The sequence below is a fragment of the Shinella granuli genome, assembly GCF_004341885.1.
In the GTDB taxonomy this organism is placed as follows: Bacteria; Pseudomonadota; Alphaproteobacteria; order Rhizobiales; family Rhizobiaceae; genus Shinella; species Shinella granuli.
On record NZ_SLVX01000029.1, the window covers coordinates 13,321 to 32,734 of the forward strand.

Consider the following 19,414-nt stretch of genomic DNA (forward strand, 5'->3'; position numbering starts at 1 on the left):
ATGAAAAACCACGAACCGCAAAAGAAAAAGGCCACCGAAACAAATTCCGGAAGCCCTTCTCTGTAGTGTCGCAACTAAGAGAATCGCATTTCCGAGAATCACCGTCAAGAGTCTTCTGAGGCTCAACGCCGTTTCGGCGGGCAGATTTCTTTTGCCTAGCAAAAAGGTAAAAGGAAATGCAGACGCATATCTCGACGACGCCCTTCGGGCGGCGGGCGATGACGCTCGGCCATATTGCAAGTCAAATGACTGCAAAGGCAGTCTCACCTGACGCTGCCGCCCACAAGTGGCAGGTCTTCCAGCATATCCGCGAAGCGCGGGAACTGATTGGTGCTACGGATCGGTCACTCACGATTCTCAACGCATTGCTGTCATTTCACCCGGAGACATCCTTGAGCGGCGACGCAGAACTTGTCGTCTGGCCGTCCAACGAGCAGCTTGCTGCGCGCGCAAATGGCATGCCGGCGACGACCCTCAGACGGCATATCGCGGTGCTCGTGGATTGCGGCCTCATCATCCGCCGCGACAGCCCCAATGGCAAACGCTTCGCTCGCAAGGGAAGGGGAGGGGAGATCGAACAGGCCTACGGCTTCGACTTGTCACCGATCGTGGCGCGGGCAGACGAGTTTCGAGACTTGGTTGAGGCACTGCAGGCTGAGAAGAAGGCGTTTCGCGTTGCGAAGGAGCGTCTCACATTGCTCCGGCGCGACATCGTCAAGATGATTGAAACCGGCATTGAGGAGAACGTTCCGGGGAACTGGGGCAGGGTCACGCAGACCTATCAGGGGATCGTCGCCAAGCTGCCACGCTCGGCTCCCCGCCAGCTTGTGGAGGACATCACGCAGGAACTTCACGAACTCTGCGTCGACATCCGTGACGTGTTGGAATCTTTTGCAAAACCGCAGAATCTGGATGCCAATGAGTCCCATTCCGGTCGTCACATACAGAATTCAAAGCCAGACTCTAATTTTGAATCTGAATACGGCTTTGCAAAAAATGATGAAGCGGGCGGCAGCGTTGCGGAAACCGACAACGTGCGGAGCCTGCCGAAACGGCAGCTGCCATTGGGGATCGTGCTGGATGCGTGCCCCGAAATCCGCGAACTGGCACAGGGAGGGGATATCCGGCACTGGCGCGACTTGCTGGCGGCCGCAGAACTGGCCCGGCCGATGCTGGGGATCAGCCCGAGCGCTTGGCGGGAAGCCTGTGAGGTGATGGGAGAGCAGCATGCCGCGATCACGCTGGCCGCGATCTACCAGAGGGCCGGTCAAATCAGCAACGCCGGCGGCTATTTGCGCAGCCTGACAGACCGCGCCAAGGATGGGAAGTTCTCGACCTGGCCGATGGTCATGGCCTTGCTCCGGGCAAAGCTCGATGCGCAGAAGTCCGGCGACGATCGCGGTCTGGCTGGGGGCCGATCGAATGATGCGACCGAAGCCGGAGATCGGCTGCAGGTGTCGGATTCGCTGTTGACGAGCTTGAAGGGCCTGCAGAGACCAAAATCGCGATGAAAACCGTGCTGCTAGCCGGCGCTGGAGATCAGTCCCGATCGGCGGGCACGGTCGATGAGGTTCTTCACGGACGAGGGCGACCATTTCGAGCCGCCGCGGGGAGTGCGCTCATGCAACCTTTCGAGCTGGGCCGCGATTTCGCGCAGCGTCAGGTCCGGGTTCGACGAATGGATGCCGGCGACCAAGGTCATCAAGCGATCTTCGGGCAGACGGGGAGGGGATTTGCGAAGCAATGCCGCATCGGCTATGCGCTCCGCGACCATCCATTTGACGGCGCGGCGAAGACGCTCTGGCGTCCAATCGAGGCCGCGTTGGTTCAAAACGCGGGCGATGTCGTCCCAGGTGTGATCCGGCCGCATGCGCCGAACGGTCGGAAGCCATTGATTGGCGGTAACCTGGATGCGATTGCCGTAAGCCGCTTTCTGGGCCGCGGTCATTTTGGCCAGCGCCTCGGGCCGTTTTTCCCGGATACCGGGGTTGCCGGGCAGCCGGCCCTTCGCTTTCGCGGCCTTGATGCCTGCTTTGGTTCGCTCTGAGATCAGCGCGCGTTCGAGCTGTGCAACGGCGCCGAGCACCTGGAGAGAGAACATTCCCTGCGGCGTCGACGTGTCGATCGGATCGCGGAGCGACCGAAAATGCGCGTTCTTTACCGTCAGACCCTCGATCACCTCGAGTAGATGGCCGACCGAGCGTGCCAGACGATCGAGCCGCACGACCACGAGTGTATCGCCGGCGTTGATCTCTCGAAGCAGCTTGGACAGGGCTGGACGGGCGCGCGACGTGCCGGATCCGTGTTCCTGGACGATGACGTCGCAGCCGGCCGAGCGGAGCTCGATTTCCTGGGCCTCCGTCGCCTGTTCATCTGTGGAAACGCGAGCGTAGCCGATCAGCCTTCCCTGAGGTCGACGAGACGACCGATTGTGAGCATCACGAGCCATTTGAAGCGCCATAGAAATCATGGATAAGGGGTTTTCCAAATGCAGAAGATACGGATAACCGATCGGTTGCTGGCGTCCCCAGAGGAAACGCCGCTATTGCCTTGAGGGGAGACATGGACTATATATCCCAAAGTATCTATATCATTCAGGATATGAAATGACGCAATGGAAGGTCGAGTTTCATGACCGCTTCAAAGGCGAGATCACGGACCTTCCAGCTGATGTTCGGGTCGAATTGCTCGCGCACTTGGTGCTGCTTCGCGAGAAGGGCTTTCGACTGGGACGACCTGAGGTCGATACGCTTGAGGGGTCCAGGCACGCGAACATGAAGGAGTTGCGCGTCAAGGTCTTGAAGGTGCAATGGCGGTTCGCCTTTGCCTTCGATCCGGAGCGAAAGGCTGTGGTCCTCTGCGGTGGCGCGAAGAGCGGAGTGAGCCAGAAGCTTTTCTACAAGCGGCTGATCGATCTGGCGGACAAACGATACGACGAGCATTTGAGCGAGTTGGAGAAGAGACATGGATGATCTCGACAAGCTGATAAAGAGACTTCCCGAAGATGAACAGCGCGCCATAGCAAAGCGTGCCGACGAGCTTGTCACGGCGCACAATCTGCGGGAATTGCGGGCGCTCGCTGGACGGACGCAGGAAGACGTGTCTGCCGGGACTGGGTTCAAGCAGACCAACGTCTCAAGGCTGGAGAAGCGCGCCGACATGAAGCTGTCGACGCTTCGCGACTATGTCGAATCCCTGGGTGGCACGTTGAAGATCGTCGCGGATGTCGCGGGCAAGAAAGTCGATCTTTCCAGCATCGCGGAACGTTCCCGACACGGTTCCAAGATCTGAGCGAGCCACCGGTAGGGAAGGGGAGCTACAATCCCGCCGCCGTGGTGAGATTGATCCGGAACCGATCCCTGCGGCGTTGATAGCGGCGAGTCATTTCGGCCGAGGCATGGCCGAGCTGCTTCTGAACATAACGCTCGTCGACCTCGGCCGAGGAGGCGAGGCCGGCGCGCAGCGAATGCCCTGCAAACATTTCGGCACGCACTCCTTCGCTCAGGTCGCCGCGCGCGCCGGCGGCCAGCGCGGTGCGCTTGACCAGGCGCGCGACTTCCTGATCGTTGAGCCGGTCCGGTCCGACATTTTTGCCCTGGCCGGTAACGCGACGGAAGAGGGGGCCTTGGACGAGCTTGGCGAACTTGATCCAGGTTTCGACGGCGACGACCGGGCAGGTGGCATCGGATGAGCCGCGGCCGATCTCCACTTCACGCCAGCCGGTCTTGCCGCGCAGGGTGAGGAGCAGGCCTTTGTCGAGAATCTCGATCCAGCCCGAAGAATCGTCCGTCTGGTCGCGGCCGAGGTCGAGGCCGGTGACTTCCGCGCGGCGCAGACCACCCGCAAAGCCGATGAGTAGCATGGCGCGGGCGCGCAGGCCGCGCAATGCGCTCCGATCCAACGTCTCCAACATGGCGATCAGGTCTTCCGGCAGGATGGCTTCCTTCTGCCGGGGTGGGGCGGCGTGTTTGTTGCGAATGCCGGCCATCACGGTGGCGATGGCGCGGTCCTTGCGATCCAGCGGCATGCCACGCTGCGAACAATTCCAGCCGATGGCGGCGAGGCGCCGCTCGATGGTCGAGACACTGTTCGGCTTGCCGCCGCGTGTCGGCGTGCCAACGGTACTGCCAAGGGCACTGCCGGAGGCGGTGCCACTGGCACAGGCGGTGATGTAGAGGCCGACGACTTGCGGATCCGGGGGGAGGGGAGATAGGTCCTGGCGCCGGCACCAGGCGGCAAAATGCTTCCAGTCAGAGGCGTAGGCGCGGCGGGTGTTGGCGGACGAGGCGGCCTCGACATAGGTGCGAGCTCGATCGGTGAGGTCCCGCAAATGCGCCGGTAGGCCGGCGTTGGCCTCGGCAACAGGGGAGGGGAGCCCGGCCGACAACTCGGTCGCGGAAACATCAGCGGAAACCGCCGTGCTGTCAGACGGTGCTGCGTGTTCCTGGGGGTGAATTTCGCTGTTTTGCTCGACGAATCGGTCCATTCCCCTATAATGCGCAAAACGATCGATAAGGCAATCTTATCGGTCATTATAAGGGAAAGACAAGGCGTGCGGATTTTTATGAAATTTATAGCATAAACCGCACAGTCATTGTAGGCTGACAGCCATGGATTCGCCCGTCGCCTCACCTGTTTCCTCTGGCGCTCTCCCCGCCCTGTTACCCGGCTGGACCCTGCCGCGCGGCCGCGAGCCGGACGAAACCGCTGCCGCGTTCGCCGCCGGCATCGCCTTGAAATCGCTGGACGATCTCATCCGCTCCGCGCCTCCATGGGCCGGCTGCTGGCGCTCCCGCCAGGCCCTGAAATGTGCCGCCGTCGCCGTCCGGCTGATGGGGCGGAACGAGGACGAGGCCGCGTTGCGGGATGCGCTCTTGCTGACGGCCGCTGGTGACGATCCGGGTCCGGCCGGAAGGGTGTTTTTGGCCACCAAAAGGCTTTCCACGCGAAAACGCGCCTTTTCCTCGAAAGCGGTGGCCGAACTCGCCGATCTTCTCGGACTTGCCTGGGACGATCGGCTCACCACGGCCGTCGACTACGCCGACGACGCGCTGCAATCGGGCAGCCCGGCGCCGATTGCCGCGGCGGATCTGGTCAGGGCCATCCATGCCGTGCGCCCGGATGCTGAAGCGCTTGCCTGGATGCTGGCCGATCTGCTGATCGCCGCGCTGCTGAAATGGGATTGTGCCGTGCCGCTGCTGATGGCCGAGCGCTATGGGCCGGCCTTCAAGACCCTTGGGGGCAGGGGCCGCGTGCGCCCGGGGGAACCGGCCTTTACCCGTGCCGTCTGCCTTGCCCTCACCGAGGCAACGGGCGCTGCCCTGCGCACCGCCGGCGAGATCGCCCGCCGCGCGGAGACGCTGCGCGCCGCCGCACCAAAGGTTCGCACGAAGCGCGCCGGCGCCGTCATCCAGGCGCTGCTCGACGAGGATGCCGTGGCGGCCTCGGCGCCCGGCAGCAAGCTCTCGCGCTGGGCGGCGACCCGGCTGTTCGACCGGCTGGAAGGCTTTGGCGCCGTGCGGGAACTGTCCGGCCGCAGCTCATTCCGGATCTATGGGTTATGACGATGAGCGGACCGGAGGCAGCCAAACCGCCGCGTGGCAAAGGGCGCACTGGGCAAGCGAACGCGGAAGATGAACCTCTCTTCGATCGGGAACTGGCGGATCTGCCGCCGGAACTGCGTTGGCGCGAATGGATGCTGCGCGTCGAGGCGGTGATCTTTGCCGCCGCAGAGCCGGTCGGCCACGAGACGCTGGCGCGTGTCGTCGGCAAGGACTGCAGCATCGACCTGCTAGTCGATGACCTGCGTGCAGAATTGCGGGACCGGCCCTATGAGATCGTCTTCGTCGCCGGCGGCTGGCAGCACCGAACGCGTTCGCGTTTCGCCGTTCCGATTAGGGCATCGCAGGCCTCGACGCGGAGCGCGGCGCCCGCGCTGTCCGACTTCGAGGCCATGGTGCTGATGGCCATCGCCTATTTCCAGCCGATCACCCGCGGTGACCTGTCGAAAATCTTCGGCAAGGAGCTCAGCCGCGACACGATCGCTAGCCTCCGCAATGCCGGCTTTCTCGCCTCCGGCCCGCGCAGCCCGACGCCGGGCGCGCCCTATACCTATGTGACGACCAAACACTTCCTTACCGCTTTCGGCATGGAGACGCTGCGCGACCTGCCCGACATCGAGGCGCTCGAGGATGCCGGGCTGCTCAGCCGGCAAACTGTGGGTGTGGAGGCGGCCGAGCCCTCCTCGGATGGCGAGGGGGAATAGTTGGTGATAGCGTAGCGGCGGCCCATGGACGCTTGTCGGTTTAGATCAGCCCGTCGATGCTCTGACGAAGCAGTACCGGAAATGTCTTCAGACCGCTTTGTTGAAGCCCATCGATGAATGCCTCCACCGAGGGCATCGTCTTTCGGAGATTGTGCCGGGCTCGTTTGACGCTGGAGATCAGCGCGTCGGGAAACGTGGCATGGAGGCCGGTGAGGAAATCATCCGGAGATTGGCTTGTTACGCCATAAGAGGCTAGATCCTTCGTCAGAAAGTCCTTGAGGTTCCAAGTGACGATATACGCGGCTTTGCCGGCGATGGCGGCGGCCAAGACATGCCTATCGTCAGGGTCGGGCAGACGGAGCTCCGGAATGAGGTGGCGGTAGTCGGTGACGTCCGCGTCCGGCAAGACTGCCTTCATCCTGTCGCGTGTTGCGATCAGGCGTTCAATGGGCAAAGTCGGCGCGTTGGCCGCGAGATTGCGGATCCACTCATCATGAATGTCGTCCGTCCAGCGTGCTTCGACAAGACCGTCGAAGGCGCACTGCATCAGGACGTTGCGCAGGTGAAACGGATAGAGGACGCAGGCATCATAGACCGCGACGGGCGGTTTAGAGGCCATGGGTCTGAATGAGATCCTCTGTGTCGTCGGCGAGCGCATCCATCGCAGCCTGACGGGTGTCGAGCCTGGATTTGAGCGCGAGTACGTCCTTCAAAAGGGCGCGGCGATGCTTACCCACGTAACGGAACGGCAGATCGCCCCGGTCCATCCGCAGGACGACGAGGGGACGGGAGATGCCCAGGATCGCGGATGCCTCGGTTGGGCTCAGTTCCTGGTCCTCGGCCAGGACAACAACACGCTCTCCGCGCAGCATGTGCGCCAGGAGGGCTTCAACCGCGGCAGCAGCCGAGGGCGGAATCGAGAGCTTTTGTTCGCGGCCCCCCTCATGATGGATGTGAAGCTCCAGCCTATCGCCTGCAGCGAGCTTCGGTAGGGGCGAGGCTATTCTGCGGTCCCGATCCGACAATCCGGCGAAATGAATGAGCTGGCTGGCCATAGTGCGGTCTCCTTGGCCGCAATATAGTGGGTCAGGCGATTAACTGCAATAACTGAAATTCACGAACGATGCTATGCCGTGGCGATCTTGTCGTCACAGCCAATGATACCCGGAAGCAGTCGAGCCGAGCATCGTCAAATTCGCTCGGGTGTCGGCGCCCTCTGGTTTCACATGTTCACCCCAGACTCTATAAGAAGCGCTCAAGCGCGCGGCGTTACGCGCTAGCCAATGCGAGATCGGTGGCATGAAGCAGCAGTTCGACTTGTTCGGAACGGGGGAGGCGAGGGAGCCGGAAGCGAAATCCCAATCTCCGTCCAAACACGATGTGCGAGGCATCGCGGACGAAATCGAGATGGTCCGCCGGCTCGAAGAAACCGGCCGCTATCGCGTTTTGCGGAAACTGGATTCTCGCGCCATTGCGGATTTGCCGCGCCCCGGCTTTCCATTGCGTGGCGCCATTGTCGATACGGAGACGACAGGCCTCAATGCGCGCAAGGACGAAATCATCGAGATCGGGATTGTCGCCTTCAGCTTCGACGAGGCTGGAAACATCGGTGATGTCACTGACTTCTATGGTGGATTGCAGCAGCCGAATGTCGCCATTCCTGCCGACATCACGCGGCTGACCGGCATCACGGACGTCATGGTGGCCGGCCAGACGATCGACATTGCACGGGTGAAGGCCCTGATCGAACCCGCCGATCTGATCATCGCCCACAATGCCGGCTTCGACCGTCCGTTCTGCGAAACCTTCTCCTCGGCTTTCGCGCCGAAGGCGTGGGCTTGCTCGGTCTCCGAAATCGACTGGTCGGCACGGGGGTTCGAGGGAACGAAGCTTGGCTACCTCATCGGGCAGGCCGGCTATTTCCATGATGGACATCGCGCCGTCGATGACTGCTTCGCGCTGCTCGAGGTTTTGGCCCAGGGCGGACCGGAGCAGGGCAACACACCGTTCGCCGAACTCTTCGCCGCAAGCCAGCGCTCGCGGGTTCGCATCTTTGCCGAACACAGTCCCTTCGAGATGAAGGACCATCTCAAGGCCCGTGGCTACCGATGGTCGGACGGAAGCGACGGACGGCCGAAATCCTGGTGGGTCGAGGTCGCGGACGACATGCTCGACGACGAACTCCGCTATCTGCGCACCGAAATCTACCGCTGGCCCGACGCCGATCCTCCGATCCGGCGCCTCACCGCCCTCGAGCGCTTCAAGGCGTGAGGCATCGCCAGAACGGCACACCACCGAAGTGCGTATCTGTTTGCATGTTTCGGCAGATATTCACCCGGTTCTATCGTCCATGAGCCCGACCCCTCAGAGGACTACCGCGACCTGAACGCCTCGATCATCGCCTTGGTGACATCGCCGGGGAAACAGACCGGCGCGTATCCGCCCGGTTTGCTATAGGCGCTCCGTTTGCCGCAGCGCCTGCCGGCCCGGTCGCGACTATATGGACATGCACATGAGCTCGGATAGGAGTCGAGAGATTCCGCGATAATGCGCTGGATCAAGACCGAGTCCGGAACGACGGGAATGGCAACCTCGACCTCCTCCGGCTTTTTCTCCTTCCTTGCCGGTGCGGCCTTCGTTCTGGTCTCGGTTTCGGAAAGGAAGCGGGTGGCGATCCATCCCTCATGCTGGGTGAGATCATCTCGAATTCTGGACCAATCTCCCGCCTGCTCCATTAGGAAGACTTTTCGACCGGCGTCGAAACGGTCGATGATAGGATCGGTCGTTGAGGCACCCGACCGAAACCCGACGCGCTTGCCCGACACATAGCGGATCGGTGCATCGGCAGGTCGAAGCTCTAGACTGTCGCTTGATGGCGTCTCGACCTTCACGCTTGAGAGTTCGCGCGTCGGCTTTGCGGAGACATCTACCGGTTCGATGTCAGCAGCCCGTTCAACGCGGGTAGGCGTTGTATCCTGGGACGAAGGCACGGTTGATCCATCGTCCGTCTGCCTGAAGAACGCATAGATCAGCAGCGCGCCAATGAGCCAGTATCGTTTCTTCATCCCCAATCCCCGCCCGAATTCTGGCTCACATGAGGCCAGACGACAAGTCTAGGGTGAGAACGGTGCTTGATTTCCCGTTCATCGTGAATTTGCTACCATGCCGCCGATAATCGGAGGCTGGACAATGACAGGATGGGATCGCTCGCCTGGACCGGACAATGACTATGCCAGCGCGCGGCCCTCATCGTCTGTCTGGCGCGGTACCCTCGTCATGGTGCTCGTGCTCTTCGCGGCGGGGCTGGTCATCGGCTGGCTCTCATAGAGCCGGCGCCTTCAGCTCTAAGGCAGCGCGACTGAACAGATCCCGAGCGGATGCAGATGCCTCGGCATCCGCTCGGGTACTATGGAGCCCTGGCTTCGGTCTGGCTGGCCTATGCGGCTCCCCAGACCTGGTTCAAGATTTTTGCTGCCAGTGCCGCTTTGTCCTGCGGAAGAAACCGACCGTAGTGCTGTTGCACCACATCCGGCGTATCCTGGATCGCATAGCTCGCTTGCTCGTAGGAGCCCGTCTGCTTGAGAATATGGGTTGCCAGGATGTCGCGAAGGTTATGAGGACCATGCGGTAGCAAGCCCTTGATGGCGCCGCGACCGGTATAGGGATTGTAGATGCCATATCGCTGGATCACGGTCCGCCAGGCTTCGTAGAATTTGGTGGAGTCGTATGCCGCATCGAGGCTCGTCGTCTTCACCGTCTTGACGAACAAGGTGCCGGGGTCCTTCGCCGTGCCGAGCAAAACGCCGCGATGCCGGTCGATATAGGCTTCGAGGTATTTGTAGAGATCGAGCAAGTCCGGCAAGATGAGGCGGAATGGCTTTTGCCCGAAGAAGGAGGAGCCCGAGTTCTTGAAGGCGACCGACGGTATCAGCACTTCCCATCCCTGCTCGCGGTCGCTCCAGCGCAACTCGCCGCATTTCATATCTTCGAGCCGTCGTTCTGAGGTCGGGAAATGATGGCGCGGGCAGACACGAAGCTGGCGAAGGTTCTTTTGCCTAAGTCCGAGATGCAGACCGAGGCGAAGCAAAAGGAAGGATCGAACCGCTTCCGCGGCTGCGCGGGGATAGCGGTCCTCGTCCGGCATGCGGTTCAAGATCTCGTCGGTGATCTTGCGATACTCCGCCAGCGGGCTGTCGGCCTCGAGAACGCACATGATCGGCTCGAAGGGGTCACGATGCACGCGCATCACCCGCTGAATTTCCTTCGAGCGGTTGGCAGCGTGCCGATGAAACGCGTCGCAGGCGCCATGCCAGTCCCTGGCGGCAAACTCGATCTCTTCCGGCGCAATGAGCCCTTCGATCGGTCGCACACTCTTCAAGAGTTCCGGATGTTGGCGAATCCAGCCCACCTCCGAGCGCGTAAGGGCCTGGGCGACCATCAGCATGTCCTCTTCCCATTTGGTATAGAAGCCGCGACGCTGTTCTCGCCATTGCAGATACCAGTCCCAGACGCCAGGGAAGACCAGCATGCCGAAGGTCAGTTGGCTGAGCGGCACGCCGCGGCCTTTGACGACGCCGGCGGGGGAAGCGGCCAGCGCCCCGAACATCAGGCCGAGATGCTCGATCTTCTGCGAGGCGGTTTCCTCGCCCCACACCCCGTTCCGCTGGAAACCTATCGCCGTCAGCGTCGAGGTCTTGAACCGGATCAGGTCTGCCATCTCCATGGCAAGCCGCGGCGGCGCGTCGACGACGCCGGACAGGAGATCCGGGTCTTCGAATGCTTCCGCAGCATTGTTGTTGGCACTGGCCGCAAGCGAATTCGCGCGGGGTGACAGCGATCCCCCGCCATAGGTGACGCCTGGAAAGCGGATCGCATAGCGCTGCTTGCTGGCTGCCGCCTGATAGCGCCGATAGTCGGTTGATCCTGAAATAATGACCCGGCGCACCCAGTCGAGGATTTCCTCTCGCTTGTTGAACGGCAGGCTGCTGAAATTGTCAGGAAGGTGCAATGAAATCCGGCGTCGCTCCGCGGGGCTGATGTCGCCAAGGTCGTGACCAAGCAAAGAGCGGGTCTGATAGGGCAGTTTCGCCTTGAAGTATCCTGCGGGCAACCGGTATCGTCGCTCAATGCGGGCGAGGATCTCAAAGCTGGCGACGGAGCGCGGCACGCGCTCGCCCTGGATCCAGGACAACATGGTCTTATGGTCGAACGTTTCGCCGAGGCGGACGACGGCGCGGTAGAGCTGCCAGTAATTCTCGCCAAAACGGCGCATCTGATAGATCAGCGCATCCTGAAACGCAGCAGGATCGTCGCTCGCCTCGAACAACGGATCCGGGAACGATTGGATGGGTTTTGGCTCTGGTCCTCTCCTGCGTGAGGCGGCTTGAGCGCGAAGATCGTCATCACCATCAAGTCTTGGCTTCCGGGTCGTAGAGGCGGCGACGGTAAATTCTTGCCGGTCGGTTCCGCTAGATCGGGATGCCTGTTTCGTCGAGCGGACGTCTTCCGCGGCGGCTGGCGCACCCAGCCATCGGAGGATCGCATCCAGGGCAATGCGGATTTGCTTTTTCAGATGGCCTGTCAGTTCGCCACCGAGCCGACAAGCGCGAGCGATTTCTGCCCAATCAATGCGACCGTTCAGGAGGGGTGGTGCCCTGCGATGAGAGATGAGTTTGACGAGGTACGCTTCGACGTTGCTTAACGTGCGTTTCGACGCGATTGGCGCAATGCGTAGCGCGCAGAATTTCGTGATCTTGCTCTGAAAATGACGTGATGAAAGGTCTGGTTTTGACATGCTTGCATTCCCGTTCACTCGGCACCAATGCCGAGGGCGAGCGGGGATAGGAACTGTAATTTAACAAAGAGTGTACCGTGGATATCGGTGATCAGGTGCGTGCTGCTGCTGGGAAATATGGCTGCGGATCCATTTGATCGAGTTGCGCGACCTTTTGTTTGGACAATAAGTGCCGCGCTGCGTCGCTTGTCCATGCTGTGCAGCCGATTCGAAGTGATTTCGTGCATAGCTCCGGCAGATGTATAAAGTATATATTCGCAATAAGTCTTTCAATTCTCTCAATATAACTATCGATAAGGGTTACTTATCGATGGTTATGGCGCCAACCGACAGTCATACCATGTGGCGAACTTTAATATTTAGATAGAGTTCCTTTAGTAAATCATTTACCATGATTTCAATGGCTTACGATCTCGCGAAAATCAGCATGAGTGACTTGATGCAGCCGGCTTTCGAGGCCAGCATCGCGCTCACCCGTCTCGACGAGCGCATTGCCCGCTCGGCGGTCGGAAGTGGGTGGATCGAACGAACTCACTTCGCCGATGCCTGCGCCTCTCTGTGGATTGACGGCGAACTCGTGCATCTCGAGGACCTCGTCCTCCACGATGCCACCCGCGACGTCCGCACCCCAACCCACGAACTCACCATTGCCCGCGACGTTCTAAAAACACGCCGGCGCATCGCCGCGCAATCACCGGACTGGGTTTTGTCCCCAGACGGTATCCGAACCTTGCGACAGACCCAGGCGTGGCCTGGACCGTCAGAAGGTTCTGAAAACACCGCGGACCACAGCAGCGTCGAACATGCGAAAATGGTCGAGCGGGAAGGGGAGGGGGACGATAGTGAAGAGGCGGGAAATCTTCCCGGCGTCGATTATGCCGCCATCGATGCGGTCCTGGCCCGATCACAGGCGGCGATCGAGAGCGCCAGACGGCCCGGCGGCGCCAGCGCCGCGGCCGAAAAGGACCCGCTCGTCTATGATCTCGACTGGGACGAAGACGCGCGGCTTGAGGAGTGGCGTGGCGTGTTGCGCCAAGCTGAACACCTGCCGGCGGCGCTGCAGGCGATCATCGCGCTCGATTTCTGGAACGAGCTTTCCGTGCTTCAGCATGCCCCCTGGCTTGGCCGGTTGTTTGCTGCGTCGATCCTGCGCCAAGCCGGCATCACCACCGGTGCGCATCTCGCCGCCATCAATCTCGGCCTCAAAACCATTCCCGTCGATCGGCGCCGGCATCGCGATCGCGAAACCCGGCTGCTCGCCATTGCTCACGGATTCTTGGTGGCCGCCGAGATCGGCTTGAAAGAGCATGACCGGCTGACTCTGGCGAAAACAATGATGGACCGAAAACTGGAGGGACGGCGGACGTCGTCAAAACTGCCGGAGCTGGTGGAGTTGGTGATGGCAAAGCCGTTGGTGTCGGCCGGGATGGTGGCAAAGACGCTCGGGGTGACGCCGCAGGCGGCGCGGCGGATTGTTTTGGAACTCGGCCTGCGCGAGATGACTGGGAGGGGGAGGTTTCGAGCGTGGGGCATAATATAGGTTTTTTCTCCGCAGCCGTCATCAAGGGTACGTCCGTCACGACGCCTACCATCCTTATAGGTGATCGAATTGAAGACGCCCAATCAAGTAGGAAAGGTGAGACTTCTGCTGTAGCGTTGGCCTCTGCCAAAGGAGGCCCTTAGGGACTTTGAAAATCCTGCGGAGAATTTCCTAAAGTATTGGAAGCACGCCGTAACCTATTCGAAAACACGCTGAAGGCATATGAACGGGATATAGCGAAACCCCGCCGCTATCTGAGGGAGCGAGATCTGGCGGGGTTAGGTTCATCGGAGGATATCAATGCTTACATCGTATGGCTCTCCTCCATTCGCAAGTTATCGATTTCGACTATCAGGCGCCGGCTGGCGTTTCAGAGCGATGTTCAAATGGCGCGAGCGCAGCGACAGCGGCTTTTCATCAGCGTTCCGAACCGTCGATGTGCGTCTTACTCTTCGAAGCGGTTGCCACGATGCTTGTCTGTGTTTGAGCTTCGTGCACTTTTTCAGGCCGTGAAGGTGGCCCGCCCTTTGCTGAGGCTGATCATCACCTTGCTATTCACGACCGGCATGCGAGTTAGCGAGACACCAACCTGCGGCGGAAAGCCCACACGGTGGCATGACGCAACGGACACATTACGGTCTGCAGTTTTTTGACAAAGCTGTTTTTTCCGTCAGCAGCCGTTACCAGCCACGTCGAGGCTGCTGTGCTAAACTGACGTATCCGCGCCGAATATGCTAACGGGTGCCACGATGAGAACCTTCGAACGCCGTTCTACCCCAGCGCATCGACTAGCTCGCCAGTGTCGAAGTTCAAGAGGAACTGGGCGTATGAGGTGCTGAAGAGATCAGAGACGTAGTCGGCGATTTCGATCTGCTCCTCCGCCTGGTTCTCGCCTCGCGTCATCGAGTATTTTCGGGACTTCGTCGTGGCGAACAGGAACAGCGTATGAAAGTAGACCGTGCTTACATACCGCCGCTCTGCGAGTTCATGGGCTTCTGACGACCGAGCACCGCTCTTGAAATCGCGCAAGACCGTGCTGTCGAGGTTTATAAAGATCGTCGATAGCTTGTCTTCATCGACATGAGGATAAACGACCGTTGCATAATCCATCTCGACCCCGCCAGCGTTTATGTCATCCCACGACTTCGTTCCATTGGCGCCGTCGTGCGAGCACAGGACCAGCTCAGGAATTCCCATCGCTGGTTCGGGCTGTGGCTTGGGTTCTTCAACTTTCTTGTCAGGATCGGTTACCCGGACCAGCACCGTCTCGACAAGGTCGCCGGAGGGGCTGGACAGACTCGCCTTTATCTCAATGACATCTCCAACCTGTAGCTCGCTGGAGGCTTTCAAGCCGATCCTGATCGTTCCGTCCGAGGGATTGGACCGGCGAATATCGACAAGATCCCCGTTATCAGCCGGCTCGGGCGACGGTCCCTCACCGCCAGAGGCTTCTCCAGGACGCATGATGGCAAGGGAAAGCCGACCGGGGTCGTCGCTTCGATCGAAGTAATCGTTCTCCACATCGGTTGCGAACGAGATCGTTCGACTGCCGCCATGGGGCAGCTTGAAGAGCTTGACCGTTGCCTCGCCAGCCTCTCCGCCTTTGACCTTGAACGTGGAGGGGTAGCGTTTCGGATCAAATGGGGCAGTTTCTCTCGGCTCCCGCTTGACCTTGTCGGAAGCGTCCTTGGTGTTTTTAGGGGCGTCCCCGGTCTTGGGAACTGGCAGGTCGAAGGTCTGACGCAAAATTTTCGTCAAGGCATCGTTGATCGGCAGGTTACGTGTCAGATCCTTCAGCATCTGACCGGCATCTTCGCTGCCCACAGCTAAACTCGCCTTGCGTCTCTTGGCGATGTCCTTTAGCGCACCGGTCGATAGCAGGTCGCGGAGATGTTTGCGGAGTGCTTCGGCCTTGTCACTCGACTTTAAGCGATCCCTGGAGGCCATGAACAGCTCGTTGCGCACCTCAAGATGCAAGTTCGTGCAGTCAACATGTACGAGTAAGTAATCCTTGAGAAGCGGCATTTTCAGAGCCCGAGTGATGAACTCAGCGGTATACGATCCCTGGACTTGCCCGTTCATCGAGAACAGGACAGCCATATTGTTTTTGAAATATTCGCGCTGAATGTACTGCTTGGTCTCCTTCACGCTTGTGCGCGAGAGCGCCTTGAAAACATAGACCGTGACAGTTAGGTCCCCGAACTCCGCGGTCTGGGAGCTCTCGGAAAACTTTGCCTCGAGCATCTCGGCGTCGCCTTCCAGACGCCTCTTCAGTCCATAAACCGGCGTTACCGGTGCACGGTTATCGGGATAGCGCTCGTTGTTGTCGACGGTGAGGAAAGGAAGGGCAGGTTCAAACAGGTACTCATTGAGGCTGAGATTGAGGTCGCGCGAAATGATCGATCGCGCGCCCTCCGGCAGGCGATAAGAATAAAGCTTGAGAAGCGAGCCGGTTTTGAATTTGCGGCCTTCCAGCCCGACATCCAACTCCCCGATGTCGACGGTTGGGACCTTTCCATCGAACACAAGGTATTCGTACCAGGTATTCTTCCGATGGGCCGCTTCCGCAAGTTTGGGTGGATGGCGCCGCAGAAGGGTGAAGCCAAGGGGATGCCTGCCATCGAAACGCTTGCTGGCGACAAGCTGATACCGCAGGTCACCGCAAAACGCGATGGCGCCGGCGCCCCCCATATTGTACTTGCCCTGCACGAAATGGACGTCGTTCTTGTTACCCCTTAACAATGACAGGAACGTCCCTGGAAAATCCTCGGGCGCTTGCCCAACGCCATCGTCGTAAATCATCAGAGAAGTGTCGCGGCGCGGGCCGGAGGCCACGATTTGCAACTCGCGCGCCTGCTGCCGGCGCAAGTCCCCTAAATCCCAATTACGATTGTTGGGGAAGTAACGATCAAGCGCTTCCTTGATGCTGCCCGGAGCCTTATCAGATCTGATATCGATACCGTCGGCCACGACCTTCTTTTCCAGTATCGCGTCGATACCATTCATGATCTTCTCGACCAGCGCCGGCACGGGATGGGCCTGCTGGTTTTCAACGACGCCGTAGAAGGATTCGTTGTCGCCGTACGGCGTCCATCGTGAAGGATCGTCGATCAACCCCTCGCCCTTCAGTATGGCTTCGATTTCAACTTCAGTGCCTGCGCGCAGCAATCGCAAAAAAAAGGTCTTTCATTTCTCCCCCGGCAGTTGCCCAAGAATTTGTGACCTCCGATCGGCAGGAGTCAACAGGGTGATGACCCAGCGGTCATACGCCTTCTGATTGAACACAGCTTTCTTAATGTCAGCTCATGGTTTGCTGCGGTATTGAGCATGTCATCATCTCTAGGAATCCCCCTGAAAGCAGCGTTCTCTAGTTCGCCACGCATCAGAAGTTGCGGTCGTATCTGACGCAGAATTTGCGTTGCAATTGAGTTCCCATTAATTAGTTTTACCTAGTGTGTCGGGCACACGTTATTCGGGAAAAGACATGGCATTTCAAATATTAGCTCGAACCATTCTCGAGCTCGGCGCCGAATTGATCAGCTCTGACGGGATCGCCCTGTACGAGTTGATCAAAAACGCCATCGATGCCGACTCCAAAAAGGTAGCGATCGACGTCCAGATAAAGTGCGTCCGCTCGGTCTTCGACACGTTGATCGGCGCAATCGAAGACGCGGAGGCGGACGCTGCGAAACTGCGCGAGCGATTCGAAAAAGCTGTCCAGCTGCCCAAGCTACTGGTCATCGACGCTCAAGCCGTTGGAGAAATGCGCGCGACCATTGCGGAGCTAGACACCCCTCAAGCGATCATGGCCGCCTTGTGGCGCTGGTATGACGAGAACAACTATGTGCGCGTTGTCGACACCGGCAAGGGCATGAGCTTGGAGGACCTCCAACAAGTCTATCTGACGATTGGGACGCGTTCCCGGCAACAAACCAAAGAGGCTTTGCTCCCGGGGCAACGCGCGCCGCTTGGCGAAAAGGGCGTCGGCCGTCTTTCAACGATGCGGCTGGGCGATTTGCTGACCGTCGAGACCTCGAAAGCCGGTGAAACGCATCTCAACGTGCTCGACATCGACTGGAGCGTGTTCAGTCACGCCTCCGACGCCAAGCTGCATGAGGTGTCTGTTGATCCAATCATCGGCACGCCGAAGCAAGATCCCGGCCGCTCAGGGACGACCGTCATCATGAGACGGTTGAAGGCTGATTGGACGCTGGAAAAGGTCACCGCCATTGCCAACCATGAGTTCGCAAAGCTGGTCGATCCGTTTGACGAAGGCGTCGCCAACAATCTCATCCAGGTTTCATACGGCAAGGATCGGGTTTACATTGACGAAATCGATACTCGAATTCTCGATTTAGCCCATGGGCGCTGCGAGGCGAAATATGAGATCGTCGACGGGCGCCCGCGCCTTTCCGGCTCGGCGACGTACAATCTTCGCGACAAGCGCCGGACCTTTGACCTCAACGTGAGCGAACTTCTGTCCGTGGTCAAGCTTTCAGGCCCCGAGGCTTTGGTGTCATTGGGGCCATTCACGATGCAGATGTGGTGGTTTAACCGCCGTCTGCTGCATGCGGTCGGTTCTCTCACGCGCAAAGATATTACGAACGAGGTTGGCAAGTGGTCTGGCGGGCTAATGTTGTTTCGCGACGGGTATCGGGTGAACCCTTACGGCGGTGGCAGTGACGACTGGCTGGAGCTCGACAAGCGAGCCTTTGCATCGAAGGGGTTCAAGCTCAACCGTCAACAGGTTCTGGGGCGGGTGAAGATCAGCTGGCAAAATCGCGCCCTGACGGACCAGACGAACCGTGAAGGACTAACAGAGACCCGGGAAAAGCAGGCGCTGGTGAAGCTTTTGCAGCATGTCTTGCTCACCGAGTTCAAAGGTTTTCTGGACCGGGAAGACAAAGCGGCCCGCATCCAGGAGCAAACCACCCTGGAGAACATCGAGGAGAAAATCGAGGCTTCGGAAACTGATATCAAGCGCCAGCTTCAGCAAATCGAGCGGATCCTTCCACCGGAAAACAAGCCACTGATCGCCAACGCGCTTAATCTCTTGCGCGGGCTGACGGGATATCTGAACGAGGTCAAGTCGCTCAGCGAGGAAGTCGCAAACGACCGCGCGCAGTTGGTCCATCTGGCTGGGATTGGGCTTATGGTCGAATTCGTCATGCATGAACTGTCTCGAACGGCGGCCGCGACTTTGTCCACGCTTCGCGATATTGATCGAACCGCTCTGCAGCGCTCGACTGCCTCAGCGATCACGGTTCTCTCCGATCAGTTGGTCACAATCGAAAAAAGGGTTGCCAATCTCGATCCGATCAGCGCCTCGCGCCGGCAAGTCAAGGAAAACTTTGATGTGGTAGAAGTGCTGCGTGACATTGTTGGAGGACGAGCTGGGCAGCTGGCACGCCATAGGATCGAGGTCACGGGAAGCTTCCAGTCTGCTGGGCCGTGGAAGATCAAGGCGGTGAAGGGCATGTTCATCCAGATCGTTGAAAACCTGCTGTCAAACTCGTTTTACTGGATGAAGCAACAGGAAAAACTCGAAGAAGGTTATCGTCAGGTCCTGACGATCGAGGTCGACGCCAGCGAAAAGTTTGTGAGCATTACCGATAACGGGCCGGGAGTTGCGCCGGAGATGGCAAGCGAAATCTTCCAGGCCTTTGTGACAAGGCGACCTGCCGGCGAGGGGCATGGACTGGGTCTCTACATATCGCGTGAGCTGGCGGCCTATCATGGCTGGACACTTGATATCGAGCGCGCAAGCACGGTGCGTGAAGGCCGCTACAACACTTTTGTCTTAGATATGGGCTGA

The 19,414-nt window shown here is 59.5% G+C and carries 17 protein-coding genes; 10 read left to right on the forward strand and 7 right to left on the reverse strand.

What is annotated here, in order from left to right:
* Nucleotides 1–176: 176 nt before the first annotated feature.
* Nucleotides 177–1,511 carry a plasmid replication protein RepC gene (repC, locus tag EV665_RS27885; RefSeq protein ID WP_133036611.1) on the forward strand — a complete coding sequence of 445 codons (1,335 nt, stop codon included), beginning with the start codon at nucleotides 177–179 and terminating at the stop codon, nucleotides 1,509–1,511.
* 11 nt (nucleotides 1,512–1,522) lie between these two features.
* On the opposite strand, the gene EV665_RS27890 is transcribed toward repC, so the two are convergent.
* The gene (locus EV665_RS27890; RefSeq protein WP_133036612.1) at nucleotides 1,523–2,449 is read right to left on the reverse strand and encodes a recombinase family protein; all 927 of its coding nucleotides are present in this window, start codon (nucleotides 2,447–2,449) and stop codon (nucleotides 1,523–1,525) included.
* Between the two features lie 157 nt (nucleotides 2,450–2,606).
* On the opposite strand from EV665_RS27890, the gene EV665_RS27895 reads away from it, so the two are divergent.
* Together EV665_RS27895 and EV665_RS27900 are read left to right on the forward strand one after the other, a co-directional pair.
* The gene (locus EV665_RS27895) at nucleotides 2,607–2,972 is read left to right on the forward strand and encodes a type II toxin-antitoxin system RelE/ParE family toxin (RefSeq protein ID WP_133036613.1); all 366 of its coding nucleotides are present in this window, start codon (nucleotides 2,607–2,609) and stop codon (nucleotides 2,970–2,972) included.
* Entirely contained in the window at nucleotides 2,965–3,291 is a 327-nt protein-coding gene (locus tag EV665_RS27900) for a helix-turn-helix domain-containing protein (protein ID WP_133036614.1), read from the forward strand. The genes EV665_RS27895 and EV665_RS27900 overlap by 8 nt, the downstream gene beginning before the upstream one ends.
* A gap of 25 nt (nucleotides 3,292–3,316) precedes the next feature.
* Here EV665_RS27900 and EV665_RS27905 read toward each other — a convergent pair whose 3' ends face one another.
* The gene (locus tag EV665_RS27905) at nucleotides 3,317–4,486 is read right to left on the reverse strand and encodes a tyrosine-type recombinase/integrase (RefSeq protein ID WP_133036615.1); all 1,170 of its coding nucleotides are present in this window, start codon (nucleotides 4,484–4,486) and stop codon (nucleotides 3,317–3,319) included.
* Between the two features lie 124 nt (nucleotides 4,487–4,610).
* Between EV665_RS27905 and EV665_RS27910 the strand changes: the two genes are divergently transcribed.
* Complete coding sequence (locus EV665_RS27910) at nucleotides 4,611–5,564, forward strand: DUF1403 family protein (RefSeq protein ID WP_133036616.1); 954 nt, start codon at nucleotides 4,611–4,613, stop codon at nucleotides 5,562–5,564.
* A complete protein-coding gene (gene scpB, locus EV665_RS27915) occupies nucleotides 5,561–6,265 on the forward strand; it encodes an SMC-Scp complex subunit ScpB (protein ID WP_425376505.1) in 705 nt (234 codons plus the stop codon). Before EV665_RS27910 ends, scpB begins: the two co-directional genes overlap by 4 nt.
* Before the next feature lie 40 nt (nucleotides 6,266–6,305).
* Here scpB and EV665_RS27920 read toward each other — a convergent pair whose 3' ends face one another.
* On the reverse strand, nucleotides 6,306–6,884 hold the full coding sequence (locus tag EV665_RS27920) for a PIN domain-containing protein (protein ID WP_133036618.1): 579 nt from the start codon (nucleotides 6,882–6,884) through the stop codon (nucleotides 6,306–6,308).
* Nucleotides 6,874–7,320, reverse strand: coding sequence for a MerR family transcriptional regulator (locus EV665_RS27925; RefSeq protein WP_133036619.1), 447 nt, complete (start codon nucleotides 7,318–7,320; stop codon nucleotides 6,874–6,876). The genes EV665_RS27920 and EV665_RS27925 overlap by 11 nt, the downstream gene beginning before the upstream one ends.
* A 244-nt stretch (nucleotides 7,321–7,564) precedes the next feature.
* Here EV665_RS27925 and EV665_RS27930 point away from each other — a divergent pair, with 244 nt between their 5' ends.
* Nucleotides 7,565–8,536, forward strand: a complete 972-nt coding sequence (locus EV665_RS27930; protein WP_133036620.1) for a 3'-5' exonuclease — start codon at nucleotides 7,565–7,567, stop codon at nucleotides 8,534–8,536.
* Between the two features lie 101 nt (nucleotides 8,537–8,637).
* Here the strand turns inward: EV665_RS27930 and EV665_RS27935 are convergent, their stop codons facing one another.
* The gene (locus tag EV665_RS27935) at nucleotides 8,638–9,330 is read right to left on the reverse strand and encodes an SH3 domain-containing protein (protein WP_133036621.1); all 693 of its coding nucleotides are present in this window, start codon (nucleotides 9,328–9,330) and stop codon (nucleotides 8,638–8,640) included.
* A 124-nt stretch (nucleotides 9,331–9,454) separates the two neighbouring features.
* Between EV665_RS27935 and EV665_RS32465 the strand changes: the two genes are divergently transcribed.
* Entirely contained in the window at nucleotides 9,455–9,592 is a 138-nt protein-coding gene (locus EV665_RS32465; RefSeq protein ID WP_162853184.1) for a hypothetical protein, read from the forward strand.
* Nucleotides 9,593–9,701: 109 nt separating this feature from the next.
* Here the strand turns inward: EV665_RS32465 and EV665_RS27940 are convergent, their stop codons facing one another.
* Nucleotides 9,702–12,059, reverse strand: coding sequence for a hypothetical protein (locus EV665_RS27940; protein WP_133036622.1), 2,358 nt, complete (start codon nucleotides 12,057–12,059; stop codon nucleotides 9,702–9,704).
* Nucleotides 12,060–12,450: 391 nt separating this feature from the next.
* Between EV665_RS27940 and EV665_RS27945 the strand changes: the two genes are divergently transcribed.
* Together EV665_RS27945 and EV665_RS33345 are read left to right on the forward strand one after the other, a co-directional pair.
* Nucleotides 12,451–13,599 (forward strand): RHE_PE00001 family protein, encoded by a 1,149-nt coding sequence (locus EV665_RS27945; protein WP_162853185.1) that lies wholly within the window; start codon nucleotides 12,451–12,453, stop codon nucleotides 13,597–13,599.
* A 179-nt stretch (nucleotides 13,600–13,778) separates the two neighbouring features.
* Nucleotides 13,779–14,252 (forward strand): site-specific integrase, encoded by a 474-nt coding sequence (locus EV665_RS33345; protein ID WP_133036624.1) that lies wholly within the window; start codon nucleotides 13,779–13,781, stop codon nucleotides 14,250–14,252.
* A gap of 118 nt (nucleotides 14,253–14,370) precedes the next feature.
* On the opposite strand, the gene EV665_RS27955 is transcribed toward EV665_RS33345, so the two are convergent.
* Nucleotides 14,371–16,773: a hypothetical protein gene (locus EV665_RS27955; RefSeq protein ID WP_133036625.1), complete on the reverse strand. Its 2,403-nt coding sequence runs from the start codon at nucleotides 16,771–16,773 to the stop codon at nucleotides 14,371–14,373.
* Nucleotides 16,774–17,083: 310 nt separating this feature from the next.
* Between EV665_RS27955 and EV665_RS27960 the strand changes: the two genes are divergently transcribed.
* Nucleotides 17,084–19,414, forward strand: a complete 2,331-nt coding sequence (locus EV665_RS27960) for a sensor histidine kinase (protein WP_133036626.1) — start codon at nucleotides 17,084–17,086, stop codon at nucleotides 19,412–19,414.

Excerpts from the sequence above, each read along its gene's own strand:
- repC (WP_133036611.1), top strand. The coding sequence starts at position 177 with ATGCAGACGCATATCTCGACGACGCCCTTCGGGCGGCGGGCGATGACG.
- EV665_RS27890 (WP_133036612.1), bottom strand. The coding sequence starts at position 2,449 with ATGGCTCGTGATGCTCACAATCGGTCGTCTCGTCGACCTCAGGGAAGG.
- EV665_RS27895 (WP_133036613.1), top strand. The coding sequence starts at position 2,607 with ATGACGCAATGGAAGGTCGAGTTTCATGACCGCTTCAAAGGCGAGATC.
- EV665_RS27900 (WP_133036614.1), top strand. The coding sequence starts at position 2,965 with ATGGATGATCTCGACAAGCTGATAAAGAGACTTCCCGAAGATGAACAG.
- EV665_RS27905 (WP_133036615.1), bottom strand. The coding sequence starts at position 4,486 with ATGGACCGATTCGTCGAGCAAAACAGCGAAATTCACCCCCAGGAACAC.
- EV665_RS27910 (WP_133036616.1), top strand. The coding sequence starts at position 4,611 with ATGGATTCGCCCGTCGCCTCACCTGTTTCCTCTGGCGCTCTCCCCGCC.
- scpB (WP_425376505.1), top strand. The coding sequence starts at position 5,561 with ATGACGATGAGCGGACCGGAGGCAGCCAAACCGCCGCGTGGCAAAGGG.
- EV665_RS27920 (WP_133036618.1), bottom strand. The coding sequence starts at position 6,884 with ATGGCCTCTAAACCGCCCGTCGCGGTCTATGATGCCTGCGTCCTCTAT.
- EV665_RS27925 (WP_133036619.1), bottom strand. The coding sequence starts at position 7,320 with ATGGCCAGCCAGCTCATTCATTTCGCCGGATTGTCGGATCGGGACCGC.
- EV665_RS27930 (WP_133036620.1), top strand. The coding sequence starts at position 7,565 with ATGAAGCAGCAGTTCGACTTGTTCGGAACGGGGGAGGCGAGGGAGCCG.
- EV665_RS27935 (WP_133036621.1), bottom strand. The coding sequence starts at position 9,330 with ATGAAGAAACGATACTGGCTCATTGGCGCGCTGCTGATCTATGCGTTC.
- EV665_RS32465 (WP_162853184.1), top strand. The coding sequence starts at position 9,455 with ATGACAGGATGGGATCGCTCGCCTGGACCGGACAATGACTATGCCAGC.
- EV665_RS27940 (WP_133036622.1), bottom strand. The coding sequence starts at position 12,059 with ATGTCAAAACCAGACCTTTCATCACGTCATTTTCAGAGCAAGATCACG.
- EV665_RS27945 (WP_162853185.1), top strand. The coding sequence starts at position 12,451 with ATGATTTCAATGGCTTACGATCTCGCGAAAATCAGCATGAGTGACTTG.
- EV665_RS27960 (WP_133036626.1), top strand. The coding sequence starts at position 17,084 with ATGGCATTTCAAATATTAGCTCGAACCATTCTCGAGCTCGGCGCCGAA.